Source organism: Streptomyces auratus (assembly GCF_050433025.1).
Taxonomy (GTDB): Bacteria; Actinomycetota; Actinomycetes; order Streptomycetales; family Streptomycetaceae; genus Streptomyces; species Streptomyces sioyaensis.
This window is the reverse complement of the sequence record NZ_JBNGCB010000003.1, coordinates 15,895-28,177: the sequence shown is the minus strand read 5'-3', so window position 1 is coordinate 28,177 and position 12,283 is coordinate 15,895. Positions and strand designations below refer to the sequence as shown.

General features: G+C 71.9%; 16 protein-coding genes and 1 tRNA gene. 13 read left to right on the top strand and 4 right to left on the bottom strand.

Features of this window, described 5'->3' with window-relative positions:
* The 4 genes from BKA18_RS19615 (at position 1) to BKA18_RS19600 (ending at position 1,768) form a co-directional block, all read left to right on the top strand.
* A complete protein-coding gene (locus BKA18_RS19615) occupies positions 1-219 on the top strand; it encodes a hypothetical protein (protein ID WP_366044234.1) in 219 nt (72 codons plus the stop codon).
* Between the two features lie 169 nt (positions 220-388).
* Positions 389-952, top strand: coding sequence for a tRNA adenosine deaminase-associated protein (locus BKA18_RS19610; protein ID WP_366044019.1), 564 nt, complete (start codon positions 389-391; stop codon positions 950-952).
* A 68-nt stretch (positions 953-1,020) separates the two neighbouring features.
* A complete protein-coding gene (locus tag BKA18_RS19605; RefSeq protein ID WP_366044018.1) occupies positions 1,021-1,602 on the top strand; it encodes a nucleoside deaminase in 582 nt (193 codons plus the stop codon).
* A 79-nt stretch (positions 1,603-1,681) separates the two neighbouring features.
* Positions 1,682-1,768: transfer RNA gene (locus BKA18_RS19600), tRNA-Ser, on the top strand.
* A 117-nt stretch (positions 1,769-1,885) separates the two neighbouring features.
* Here BKA18_RS19600 and BKA18_RS19595 read toward each other — a convergent pair.
* Both BKA18_RS19595 and BKA18_RS19590 read right to left on the bottom strand, forming a co-directional pair.
* Entirely contained in the window at positions 1,886-2,347 is a 462-nt protein-coding gene (locus tag BKA18_RS19595) for a hypothetical protein (RefSeq protein WP_366044017.1), read from the bottom strand.
* A 27-nt stretch (positions 2,348-2,374) separates the two neighbouring features.
* Positions 2,375-3,154, bottom strand: a complete 780-nt coding sequence (locus BKA18_RS19590) for a DUF2127 domain-containing protein (protein ID WP_366044016.1) — start codon at positions 3,152-3,154, stop codon at positions 2,375-2,377.
* A 709-nt stretch (positions 3,155-3,863) separates the two neighbouring features.
* Here BKA18_RS19590 and BKA18_RS19585 point away from each other — a divergent pair.
* The 7 genes from BKA18_RS19585 to BKA18_RS19555 all read left to right on the top strand — a co-directional run bounded on the left by BKA18_RS19585 (position 3,864) and on the right by BKA18_RS19555 (position 9,114).
* Positions 3,864-4,028, top strand: a complete 165-nt coding sequence (locus tag BKA18_RS19585) for a hypothetical protein (RefSeq protein WP_006604262.1) — start codon at positions 3,864-3,866, stop codon at positions 4,026-4,028.
* A 138-nt stretch (positions 4,029-4,166) separates the two neighbouring features.
* Complete coding sequence (locus BKA18_RS19580; protein ID WP_006604263.1) at positions 4,167-4,460, top strand: Dabb family protein; 294 nt, start codon at positions 4,167-4,169, stop codon at positions 4,458-4,460.
* A gap of 223 nt (positions 4,461-4,683) precedes the next feature.
* Positions 4,684-5,493, top strand: coding sequence for an RNA polymerase sigma factor SigF (locus BKA18_RS19575; protein WP_026169670.1), 810 nt, complete (start codon positions 4,684-4,686; stop codon positions 5,491-5,493).
* Positions 5,494-5,691: 198 nt separating this feature from the next.
* A complete protein-coding gene (locus BKA18_RS19570) occupies positions 5,692-6,528 on the top strand; it encodes an RNA polymerase sigma factor SigF (protein WP_006604265.1) in 837 nt (278 codons plus the stop codon).
* 167 nt (positions 6,529-6,695) lie between these two features.
* Entirely contained in the window at positions 6,696-7,496 is an 801-nt protein-coding gene (locus BKA18_RS19565) for a hypothetical protein (protein ID WP_366044015.1), read from the top strand.
* Between the two features lie 213 nt (positions 7,497-7,709).
* On the top strand, positions 7,710-8,183 hold the full coding sequence (locus BKA18_RS19560) for a VOC family protein (RefSeq protein ID WP_006604267.1): 474 nt from the start codon (positions 7,710-7,712) through the stop codon (positions 8,181-8,183).
* 181 nt (positions 8,184-8,364) lie between these two features.
* Positions 8,365-9,114, top strand: a complete 750-nt coding sequence (locus BKA18_RS19555) for a DUF4232 domain-containing protein (protein WP_366044014.1) — start codon at positions 8,365-8,367, stop codon at positions 9,112-9,114.
* 77 nt (positions 9,115-9,191) lie between these two features.
* Here the strand turns inward: BKA18_RS19555 and BKA18_RS19550 are convergent, their stop codons facing one another.
* A complete protein-coding gene (locus tag BKA18_RS19550) occupies positions 9,192-9,743 on the bottom strand; it encodes a MarR family winged helix-turn-helix transcriptional regulator (protein WP_366044013.1) in 552 nt (183 codons plus the stop codon).
* 75 nt (positions 9,744-9,818) lie between these two features.
* On the opposite strand from BKA18_RS19550, the gene BKA18_RS19545 reads away from it, so the two are divergent.
* Positions 9,819-11,141, top strand: a complete 1,323-nt coding sequence (locus tag BKA18_RS19545; RefSeq protein WP_366044012.1) for an amidohydrolase family protein — start codon at positions 9,819-9,821, stop codon at positions 11,139-11,141.
* Between the two features lie 60 nt (positions 11,142-11,201).
* On the opposite strand, the gene BKA18_RS19540 is transcribed toward BKA18_RS19545, so the two are convergent.
* Positions 11,202-11,420 carry a hypothetical protein gene (locus tag BKA18_RS19540; RefSeq protein WP_006604271.1) on the bottom strand — a complete coding sequence of 73 codons (219 nt, stop codon included), beginning with the start codon at positions 11,418-11,420 and terminating at the stop codon, positions 11,202-11,204.
* A gap of 335 nt (positions 11,421-11,755) precedes the next feature.
* Between BKA18_RS19540 and BKA18_RS19535 the strand changes: the two genes are divergently transcribed.
* On the top strand, positions 11,756-12,226 hold the full coding sequence (locus tag BKA18_RS19535) for a MarR family winged helix-turn-helix transcriptional regulator (RefSeq protein WP_366044011.1): 471 nt from the start codon (positions 11,756-11,758) through the stop codon (positions 12,224-12,226).
* Positions 12,227-12,283: the final 57 nt, after the last annotated feature.

Genomic DNA, 12,283 nt, shown 5'->3' with positions numbered 1-12,283 from the left:
GTGCTCGACCGCAATCGGACCGACGACTCGAACGACGCCGTCTCCAGCAGCCAGGACCTGGCCCCGGACGACGGGACGGAAGCGGCACGCCGACGGCGCCGTGCCCAATTTCTGCGGGAACTGCACGAGGCCAAGGAGCTGCGCAACCGCGTCCAGCCACGCCGCGCCCGGGCCGAACGCATGCGCCAGGCCATGCGGATGCGTACATTCCGCTGGTAGCGGAACACCCCCGCGCCCCCGTCTGCGCTGCGGCACGTGAGCGACATCTCTCACAACCTCCGCACGACGCAGCGCCGAAGACCCCGCGCGGCGGCGTTGTTTCTGCCACGATTCCGAAAGGGGCGGGACCAACGGCGTGCAGCGCCGCCCCGCCCGGCCCGGCACGCCTATGACCAGTGGGAGAGTCACGGTGTACTTCGCCGCACTACTCGCGCGCACCGAAGACGGGTGGGAAGCGAGCGATACGGAGCTCGACGATGTGGAGACGCTGACCGATCTGGCCGATCTGGCCCGAGAGGCGGCGGTCGACGACGACACGGTGGTGGCCTTCATCGAGCAGGAGGACGCCTGGTTCGGCGTCGTCCGGGTGGACGGTGAGGACGACCCACGGGTCTTCCTCTCCAACGCCGCCGCCGCCGCCAAAAGCTCGTACGGCGCAATGCTGACCGACGAGCTGCTCGGCCGCGAGGAGGACGATGCGGCCGACGACCTCGACAGCCTCGACCTGGACGGCACGGAGGACGGCGAACCCGACCCCGACGACAACGTGGACGACGACACCCTGGAGGCGGTGAACGGTTCGGACGGCCCGCCGCGCGGTCCGCTCGGCGACGCCGCCCTGCTGGCCGACCTGGGCGTCAGTGAGAAGGAGCTGCTGGCCCTCGACGCCGATGCGCTGAGCACCATCGCCGACTCGCTGGGCTGCACGGAGGTCCTCGAAGCCGTGCGCTGAGCGGCCCGGCCGGGCCCCCGCCCCCAGGGCTGGGGCCGGCCCCCGGTCACGTCCCCGACACTGGGGACATGACCGTCCCCCCTTCCGCCTCTCTTCCCTCCCCCGCGCCCGACCCGCTGCGCGATCCGTGGATCGCACCGATGCGGCAGGCGCTGGCCGAGGCCGCCCGCGCCACCGGGACCGGTGACGTCCCGGTGGGCGCCGTCGTGCTGTCCGCGGACGGCACGGTCCTCGGCACCGGCCACAACGCACGCGAGGCCACCGGCGACCCGACGGCGCACGCCGAAATCCTTGCGCTGCGCGCGGCGGCGCGGACCCTACGAGAGGAAGCCTCGCGAGCGGGGTCCCCCCAGACGGAGTCTGGGGGAGATTCCGGCCGGGGTGGTGGCGGGAGACGGGCGGGAGAATGGCGGCTGACCGACTGCACACTGGTCGTCACCCTCGAACCGTGCACGATGTGCGCGGGGGCGCTCGTGCTCGCCCGGGTCGACCGGGTCGTCTACGGCGCCCGCGACGCCAAGGCGGGCGCGGCCGGCTCCCTGTGGGACGTCGTCCGTGACCGCCGTCTCAACCATCGCCCCGAGGTCATCACCGGGGTCCTCGAAGCCGAGTGCGCGGAGCTGCTCACCGCCTTCTTCCGCGAGCGCTGACCGGCGCCGCGATCCCTCGGCCGCCCCTCCCCGGAATCCGATTTCGGCGCACGGCCACCCGTGGGCTAAGCTCTCTCTCGGTAGCGTGTCCGAGCGGCCGAAGGAGCGCGCCTCGAAAGCGCGTGAGGGGGCAACTCCTCCGTGGGTTCAAATCCCACCGCTACCGCTCAAGGGCAAAGGCCCCGATCCCACAACGGATCGGGGCCTTCGTCGTGTCCGGAGGCCGGCCGCCCCGGGCCGCCCGACGGCTGAGCGCGTCGCGGCGGCCGGGGCCGGAGCGCTCTTAGTCGTTGCGCCGGTTGCGGCCCGCGCGGCGGAAGAAGCGCACGATCAGCCAGATCACCAGGATCACGACGACGAGGAAGAGGATGAAGAGCACGACCAGGAAGATGCCGAGCTTCTTGAAGAAGCCGCCCTTCTTCTTGGCCTTCGACTTCCACTTCGACTTCTTGACCTTGAAGGCCGACGTGAGCTGAGTGGCGTGCCGGTGGGAGGCGGCGGACTGCGCGGGGGCGGCCGCGGCCCGTACCGAGGCGCCGTGACCCGGGGCGCTCGCGGTGGTCACCACCCGTGCGGTGTCCGGCACGGCGCGGCCCGCCGCCGCTGCCGGGGCGATGGCCGCGGCCAGCAGGCCGGCCAGCAGCGCCAGGACGACGGCAGGCCGCCGCCGCAGCGTGCGCGAGAGGGCCGGCCGGGCGTTCGCGCGGGACGAATCGGGCCGGGACAGTGCGGAGTTCATGGACATGGTGCGGTTCCCCCTAGGGTCGAGCGTTCAGCCATTATGGGCGGCGGCAGGTACTCCGGCCGAGGTCTCGACCTCCAGCAGGGAGGCGCTGTGCCGCTCCGCTTCGAAGGCCGCGCGGCCGCCGCGCAGCCCGAACAGCCGCTTGGTGACCGCGATGTAGAGCACGGCGAGGATGTTGATCACGAGCGTGGCGATCTTGAGCCAGCTGACCTTCTCGGTCAGCTCATAGATCTCCAGCGGCAGGAAGGCGGCCGTCGCGACCACCGTCAGATACTCCGCCCACCGCTTGGCGCGCCACAGGCCGACGCCCTCGATGATCTCCACCAGGGCGTAGGCCAGCAGCAGCCCGGCCACCAGCAGCAGGGTGGAGTGCTGGTAGCCGAAGGTCTTCTGGATGGTGCCGACGACCGGCGAGTGGTCCAGGTCGTAGTGGAAGTGCCGGGCCACCGGGCGGAGCACGGCGATGTACTCGTCGAAGAACCGGCGGACCGCGTCCTTCTGGTTGCTGAACTGCCATACGCCGACCGCGGCCAGCACGATGAACACCCCGCGCACCGCCCGCTCGACCGCCAGGAAGCGCAGGATGAACAGATCACGCAGGACCTTGCCGCGCGGGACCAGCGGGGCGTCGGCGGCCGGACCGGAGCCGTGTGGGTCGCCGAGGACGAAATCGCCGCAGCGCAGACAGCGCCAGGCCTCGCCGAGGGCGGTGGCGGCGTGCAGCCTCTCCCGGAGGTGCTCCTCGTGCGGGAGGTAGGTGATGTGCCCGCGCCGCGCGCAGGTACGCCGGTCCCAGTCGATCTTCATCGTCGGAGCCCGTGTTCCTTTCTGGTCCCACGCGGCCCCACGCCGCGGCGCGGCGCGCTGCCGCGCTCCGTTGTGTCGCGTACATGATGCATGCCGACCCGTCCGGACCCGGCGAGGCGGAGCGCCCGGGGACATCCGAGCCGTACGGGGTGAAGGACGCGGGGGCGCTTCCGCTTGGTTGCGGCCACGGGAGACGAGCACGTCACACCGGCCGCGTACGAGCCGGCGCACCGCCGCCGGCCGCCGGGCGCGCACGACGGAGCCCCGCCTCGGGGGGCGTCCAGAGCCCCCGGTGGTCTACGGGGGCGGCTCCGAGGCGGGGCTGGAGTAGGGCGGGGGAAGCGGCGTCGAAAGACGACCGCTCCCCCCGATGCGGACGAACCCCCAAGTCCGCGCCGCCGTCCGGGGACGGTCGGCGTGGACCCCGCAGTGAGGTCCCTCCCGGCCCCCTGGATTCCTGCCAGATCCAGCGGGCCACGCTCCCCATGGTGCCGCCGCGCGCCGCCTCAACAGGCAGGCAAAGGGCCCCCTTTGGTGGGCCTTTGGTCCATAAAATCAGGATCAGTGACAGATGCCGGATCGCGCGGGCGGACCGGCGCCCGCCCCGCCGGCCCGGCTCCCGCGATCGAACACGTGTGGTTACACTCGCCCGACTGCAGACGGGAACTGCAGGCACTGCCGCAAGGGACTGCGTAGGGGAGTCGGGCTGATGGCGCAGGCCAAGAAGATCGCGTTGTACATCGTCATCGTCTTCGTGCTGTACACGATCATCACCTCCCCCAAGCGGGCCGCCGACCTGGTCCAGATAGGCTTCGAGGGCATCTCGTCCGCCGCTCAGGGCGTGGGCGAGTTCATGACCCAGCTGATCAGCTAGGGCGGAGACGCTCCAGGGCCGGACGATCCGACCGGCGCCGGAGCCGTCCGAAGACCCGCCCCGCGATCGGCCGGCGCCCGCCCCGGCCCAGCCGGCCGACCCGGTCCGGCTGCGCCTCGCCCGCCCTCGGAGGCCTCTGTGATCCGCCACCTGGTCCTGTTCAAGCTCAATGACGGCGTCTCCCGCGACGAGGAACGCGTACAGGCCGGTGCGCGGGCGTTCGCGGCGCTGGAGAGCGAGATTCCGGAGCTGACGTCCTGGGAGTCCGGCTGGAACGTCACCGACCGCCCGATCGCCTACGACTTCGCGATCAACTCGGCCGTGGCCGACACGGACGCCCTCACGCGCTACCTCGAGCATCCGGCCCATCAGGCGGCCGCCGCACAGTGGCGTGAATTCGCCACCTGGGTGATCGCCGACTACGAATTCTGAGCCGCGGCACCCCCGCCTCCGGCACCGCCGAGCCCCTCGCCCCTCCCGGGCGGGGGGCTTCGCCGTACCCACGGGCCCCTACCGCCACCCACCGGCCCCCCGAACGCCCCGCACCCACCCCAACTCTCTGTTCAACACGGCGTTATGGGGTGCTTGCACACAGTGCACATGTCTTGTGATGCTATGACCGCTTTTGCCGGATACATGCACTGTGAAGGGTGGCGTGACCGTGACGGCCCGTACTGCGCCCAAGGCTCCATCCCGCGAGAGCCGAAGCGCGGACACGCGGGCACTCACACAGGTGCTGTTCGCCGAGCTGACGGACCTCGAACCCGGCACCCCGGAGCACACCCGGGTCCGTGCCGCGCTGATCGAGGCCAATCTGCCGCTGGTCCGCTATGCCGCGGCCCGCTTCCGCAGCCGCAACGAGCCGATGGAAGACGTCATCCAGGTCGGCACCATCGGCCTGATCAATGCGATCGACCGCTTCGATCCGGACCGGGGCGTCCAGTTCCCCACCTTCGCGATGCCCACCGTCGTCGGCGAGATCAAACGCTACTTTCGAGACAATGTCCGCACGGTCCATGTGCCGCGCCGCCTCCACGAGCTGTGGGTGCAGGTCAACGGGGCGACCGAGGATCTGACGGTGCTGCACGGCCGCTCCCCCACCACCGCCGAGATCGCCGAGCGCCTCAAGATCGGCGAGGACGAGGTCCTGGCCTGCCTGGAGGCCGGCCGCTCGTATCACGCCACCTCACTGGAGGCCGCCCAGGAGGGCGACGGCCTGCCCGGACTGCTCGACCGCCTCGGCTACGAGGACCCGGAGCTGGCCGGCGTCGAGCACCGCGACCTCGTACGGCACCTCCTCGTGCAGCTGCCCGAGCGCGAGCAGCGGATTCTTCTGCTGCGTTACTACAGCAATCTGACGCAGTCCCAGATCAGTGCGGAGCTGGGGGTGTCGCAGATGCATGTCTCACGGCTACTGTCGCGGAGCTTCGCCCGGCTGCGATCCGCAAACAGGATCGACGCCTAACCGGGACGGGCGACCCGTCCCCGCTCAACTGCGCAGATATGTCGACATGGCGCTACAGCGTGTTGCCGACATGTGACATTCTGCAGGAACCGCGTTTGCCGTAGCGCTGCCTCCGGTATTCAGGTGGAGGTATCACTCCCCGGTCCGCCCCGGCCCGGGGACGCCGCAGCGACCCGTCCGCGACCTCAAGGGGGTGGCATGTCCGTAGAACTGGGCAGCTCAAAGGTGCTTTCCGCGATTCCCGCGCCCGCACCGCACGTGCATGACGACGACGCCATCAACACCCGCACGCTCTCCCGCTCCCTGTTCCTGCGGCTCGCCTCGCTCGACAAGGACTGCGCGGAGCGCACCTACGTCCGCGACACGCTCATCGAGCTCAATCTCCCGCTCGTGCGGTACGCGGCCGCCCGCTTCCGCAGCCGCAACGAGCCGATGGAGGACATCGTCCAGGTCGGCACGATCGGCCTGATCAAGGCGATCGATCGTTTCGACTGCGAACGCGGCGTGGAATTCCCGACGTTCGCGATGCCGACGGTGGTCGGTGAGATCAAGCGGTTCTTCCGCGACACCTCGTGGTCGGTACGGGTCCCGCGCCGCCTCCAGGAGCTCCGGCTCGCCCTCACCAAGGCCAGCGACGAGCTGTCCCAGAAGCTGGACCGCTCCCCGACCGTCCCCGAACTCGCCCTGTGCCTGGGGGTGTCGGAGGAGGACGTCGTCGACGGCCTGGCCGTCGGCAACGCCTACACCGCCTCCTCGCTCGACTCCCCCTCCCCCGAGGACGACGGCGGCGAGGGCTCCCTCGCGGACCGCCTCGGCTACGAGGACAGCGCGCTGGAGGGCGTGGAGTACCGCGAGTCGCTCAAGCCCCTGCTGGCCAAACTCCCGGCCCGCGAGCGCCAGATCATCATGCTGCGCTTCTTCGCCAATATGACGCAGTCCCAGATCGGCGAGGAGGTCGGCATCTCCCAGATGCACGTCTCCCGGCTGCTGACCCGCACCCTGGCGCAGCTGCGCGAGGGCCTGATCTCCGACTGAGGAACGGTCCGCCGAGGGGCGTACGGCGCTTGGTGCCGCTCGGCGGACAGTTGCAGAGGACCGGAGGCTGCGGGGCGTGGCGCATACGGCGCGCACGCCCGCCCGTACGAGAGCCGCCTGCCGTCCCCCCTCTGTACACCTGACACCCTGTCAGCAACACTGGCCCGATGCGACGGACGACTGCTGCCCGTGCCTCTGCGGCCGTGCTGTGTCTGGGTGTTCTGCTCACCGGCTGCGGGAACGCGGCCGAGCAGGGCTATGCCGCGGTGGGCGCGGCGGGCCCCGCCGACGGCCGCACGCCGACCGGTGCCGTACCGCCCCAGGACGGTGTCGAGCTGACGCCGCTGGACGGCGGCGGACACGACGACAGCGCGGACGGCAGCGACGGCACCACGAGCTCCGGACGGCCCGCGGCGAGGGCCTCTTCCCGCCCCGGTTCCCGCACGAGCGACCCGGCCCGCGGCGCCGCTTCCCCCGACGGTCCTGGCGCCCGCACCACGCCATCCCCGGGGACGCCCGCCGGCCAAGGCGGCGGCAGTACGCCGACCCCCGCACCGTCTTCGTCCAACTCCCCGGCTCCATCGGGCGGTTCCACTCCCCCGCCGCACGGTTCGCCCTCTCCCGAGCCGCCCTCGCCGACCCTCCCGCCCGGCCCGGGCGCCCCCGCCGGCCTCCTGATCGGCGTGCCGCGGCTCGCCGACACCGACGTCCGCTGGTGCGAGAAGGTCAGCCTCGACTTCCTCAATACCGGCGACCGGCCCGTCACCGCCGGGACCGTCACCTTCGGCACCCACATCATCGGCGCCCTCGGCATCGACTGGGCCACGGTCACCTCCACCCACAAGCTGCCGCTGCCGCTCGCCCCGGACCGGAAGAAGTCCGGCAGCTGGCGGGTGTGCGTGGACGGCTGGCGGGTGCCGGCGGGCATGCACCTCGACACCAGGGACGTGGGCTTCAGCTGGAAGTAGGAGTCCCGGCCGGCCGTGCGGCGCCGGGGGCCGCCGTCCGCGCCCGGACGGGAGCCGGGGCCGGGGTGCCTGCCGTGCCCCGCTGCGCCTGCCCTCGAAGGCCCCTGAGGCCCCCGAAATCCTTTCCTGGATAGCGATGAGTTCCGAGGGGTGCGACGGTCTAAAGAGGCACAGACGCAGCCACCGGCAGCGAACCGTCCCAGGGAGAAGACCATGCCCAAGATCACGCCCAACCTGTGGTTCGACACCAAGGGCAAGGAGGCCGCCGAGTTCTACTGCTCGGTGTTCCCGAACTCGCGGATCAAGAACGTCACCTATTTCAACGAGGCCGGTCCGCGCCCGGCGGGCACCGTGCTGACGGTCGAGTTCGAGCTCGACGGCCAGGAGTACGTGGCGCTCAACGGCGGCCCGGAGTTCACCTTCACCGAGGCGATCTCGCTGATGATCACCTGCGCCGACCAGGACGAGATCGACTACTACTGGTCCAAGCTCTCCGAGGGCGGCGAGGAGGGCCCCTGTGGCTGGCTGAAGGACAAGTACGGGCTGTCCTGGCAGGTGGCGCCGGGCGGGATGGCGGAGATGCTCAACGACCCGGACCAGGAGCGGGCGACCCGCGCCATGAAGGCCATGCTCGGCATGAAGAAGATCGACATCGCCGCGCTCCAGGCGGCGGCCGACGCGGCGTAGGGGGCGGGTCCGGAGGGTCGGGGCAGGTCCGCAAGATCCTGCCCGTCGACCGGACGGGGCCGCCCGCTGCCCCCAACAGCGGTTCGTTAGCGGGGTGTTAGCTGTTCAACAGCGGGGCCGGTCAGTGTGGTGATCAGCGCACCGGACGACGGGACGCACCGACACCACCAGGGGGACACCGATGTCGCACCACACCACGCTTCACCGCGGACGCAAGACCGTCGCCGCCACCGTGATCGCCGCCGCCGCGCTGACGCTCACCGCGTGCCAGGGCGGCAAGTCCGACGCTGCGGGGACGCCGTCCGCCGCCGCGTCGGCCGCCGCGTCCGGCGGTGGTTCGTCCGACAGCGGTGCGTCCAACGGCGGCTCGTCCGCGGCCCAGGGGTCCTCCGGTGCGGGCGCCGGTCAGGGCGCCTCGGCGCAGGGTGGCGGCCGGGGCTCGGCCTCGCAGCACACCGGTAGTGGTGCGAAGGCCGGCCCCGCGTCCGCCCGGCACGGCGCCACCGCCCGCTGCACCACCGCAGGCCTGCAGGCCGGCTGGGGCTCCTCGGGCGGCGGCGTCCCGGACATGCACGGCGACGCGCAGCAGACCGCCGCCGTGTGGCTGAAAAACACCAGCAGCAGCAGCTGCACCCTCAGCGGCTTCCCGGGCGTCCAGATCAAGGGGACCGACGGCCGGTCCCTCGACCTGCCGCGCTCCGCCCAGAAGCCGGCCCGCGTCACGCTCAAGCCGGGCGGCACCGCGTCCTTCACGATCCGCCTGCTGCCGTCGGTCCGCGACGGGGACAGGAAGATCGAGCCCGGCATGGTGCTGATCACCCCGCCGAACCAGACGCAGCACTTCCAGCTGAAGTGGCCGTACGGCGGCGCCATCCTGGACCAGTCCGGCGCCACGCACCCGGGCACCTTCGTCAACCCGATCCACGGCTGACCGGTCACCCACCGCTCCGTCCGGCGCGCCGGCTGCCTCCGCAGCCGGCGCGCCGGCGTATCGGCGGGCGGCACCGCTCACGAGCGGCTGCGATTCCGCCCGGTGCGGAGCGGTCGCAGGGCGGGGCGGGGCCGTATGCCCACCTCGCGCAGCGCCCGGGCGGCCGCCTGCACGGCCGTGGGGGAGGCCTCGGCGAAGACGGCCTCGTGGGCGTCGGCGTGGGCACGGACGGCGTGCTCGGCGGTGTGCACCCCGTCCGGGGTCAGCCGGATCATGGTGGCGCGGCCGTCGTCCGGGGAGGACTCGCGGCGTACGAGACCGCGGCCGGTGAGGTGGTTGACCACGTTGCTGAGGCCGCCGGAGGACAGCAGCAGGGAGCGGGCCAGTTCGTTCGGCTGCATCCGGTACGGCTCACCGGCCCGGCGCAGTGCGATCAGGATGTCGAACTCGGCGACCGTGAGGCCGAGTTCGGGCAGTAGCCCGCGGGTGGCCTCGTCCAGCGCGCCGGCCAGCTGCGTTATCCGTTTCGACAGCTCCGTCGTGGGGCGCAGCACGTCCGGAAGCTCGGTGCGCCAAGCGTCCATCAGCGCATCTACGGGGTCGGGTCCTGTTCCGGGCGCTGCGGTCACGTCCGGCAGGATAGTTCAGCACCATGATAGCTTTCTACAAAGCTTTCTTCCGAGCGTGTAGAGGTGTGATCCGCCATGGGAAGCGATAGCCGCCGCACCCCGCGCCTGCTGCTGCGCGGCGGTCTGGTCATCGACACCGACCCCCACCCCACCGTCCACCCGCACACCGATGTCCTCGTCGAGGAGGGCCGGATCGCCGCCGTGGGCGCCGGACTGCCGCTCGACGACACCGAGCCCGGGCTCGAGGTGATCGACGCCCGTGCGCTGATCGTGCTGCCCGGCTTTGTCGACACCCACCGGCATCTGTGGCAGGCGGTGCTGCGCTCGGCCGCGGTCGACGAGAGCCTCGACGGCTACCTCAGCCGGATCCTCGGCGACCTCGCCGGCCGCTTCACCCCCGCCGACGTCTACACCGGCAATCTCCTCGGCGCGCTGGAGTGCCTGGACGCGGGGATCACCACCGTGCAGGACTTCTCGCACGTCCAGTACTCACCGGAGCACGGCGCGGCCGCCGTCGAGGCGCTGCGGGAAGCGGGCATCCGCGCCGTGTTCGGCTACGGCTACCCGGTCTTCGACGAGAGCGCCCGGCGGGCCGACTGGGTGCGGCGGGTGCGCGCCGAGCACTTCCCGTCGCGCGAGGCGCTGGTCACGATGGCCCTGGCTCCCGTCGGCCCGTCCTTCGGCACGCCGGAGACGGTGCGCGAGGACTGGCTGCTCGCCCGTGAGCTGGGGCTGCCCGTCGTCGTCCATGTGTCGGCCGGGCCGGTGGCACAGGAACCGGTCGCCGCGCTCCGGGAGCAGGGGCTGCTCGCCCCCGGCACCCTCTACGTGCACGGCAATTCGCTGGCCGACTCCGAGCTGCGGCTGATCGCCGAGTCCGGCGGCGCGGTGGCGATCACCCCGGCGATCGAGGCCTCGATGCGGTTCGGTGCGCCGATGGCACCGCGACTGCGCCGGGCGGGCATCACCACGGGGCTGGGCGCGGACGCGGTCACCTCGGCGCCGGGCGATATGTTCTCGCAGATGCGCGCCGCGCTGACGAGCAGTCACTTCGACGGCGCGGGCGACGGAGAGACGTCCACGGTCCGGGCGGCGGATGTACTGCGCATGGCCACCGCCGAGGGGGCCGCGGCGCTCGGCCTGGGCGACGAGGTGGGGTCGCTGGGGGTCGGCAAGAGCGCCGACCTCGTACTCCTGCGCGCCGATGCGGTCAATCTCGCCCCGGTGGGCCACGATCCGATCGGGGCGGTGGTGACCGCCGCGCACCCCGGGAACGTCGACACGGTCCTGGTGGCCGGGCGCGCGGTCAAGCGCGCGGGGCGGCTGGTCCACGGCGAGCTGACCGGCGTACTGGAGGCGGCGCACCGGTCGGCGGAACGGATTGCGGCCCCGAACTGAGCCGCGGGCCGCGGTCGGGAGCCCGGAGCGCCGGGCCCCCGTACAGGGACGTGCGGGCCGTTACGCCAGCGCCAGCCAGGCCGCGCCGGCGACGACCAGGATCGCGACGATCACGCCGACGATCACGCCCACGCGGGGGCCGGACGACTGCTGCGGGGCCGGCGCACGGCGGCTGCCGGCCTGCGGGGTGCCGCCCTCGTCCACGAAGGCGCGGAACATCTGCGTGCTGCCGGCCGGGTCGTTGTTGCCGCCGGCCTGGTTCTGCGGGTTGGTCGCCATGGGCAAGGACCCTAGCGAACCGGGGGCGGACGGGCACCCCTGGGGCGCGCAGCGAGCGCCTACGGAGCGGGGACGGACCGCGTACGGGGCGTGGGCGGGGTTGCGGGCAGGTCGTCTGGGGGTGTCCCGCTACCGACCGGAATCGGCCAGTCGCCTCACCCTCGCCCGTGACCTGCGCCTTGGCGGGTCGCGTCACAGCCGTTGACCACCGACCGCCGGAGAGTTTCCGTTTCCTTTACTTCAATCCCGAACCAATTCGTTTGCCTTCAGCAACCAACAGGCTTATGGTTGCCTAAAGCAACAAAGGTCCAAGTCGGGAATGGATGGGGGAGCCGGTGGCCGCTCACCGCCAGTTCGAGGAGCTGGCCAGGCAGCTCAGCGCCATCGGCGCCGTCAAGCGCGAGATGGGCCGGGCCCTGCCGCCGGACTGCCCGCCCGCCTCGGCGGCCGTGCTCACCGCGCTCGAACGGCACGGCGAGATGCGGATGAGCCAGCTCGCCGAGCTGCTCGCCATCGATACGTCGGTGACCAGCCGGCACGTCGCCCATGTCGCCGAGCGCGGCTGGATCGAGCGGGAGCCCGATCCGGCGGACAAGCGGTCCCGGCTGCTGCGGCTGACGCCCAGCGGCAGGGAGCTCCTGGAGGACATCGCCATGTGCTGCACGGCCGCGCTCGCCCGGTATCTGCACGACTGGACCGACACCGACGTCGGACACCTCAACGACCTGCTCGCCAGGCTCCGTACGAGCTTCGGCGACTGCCGCCCCCGGGCGCACCACGACTCCACCCGTACACCCGCAGGATGAAAAGGAACCACATGGCTACGACCACACCAGCCGGTGTGCGGGGCGGCCACGCCAGGC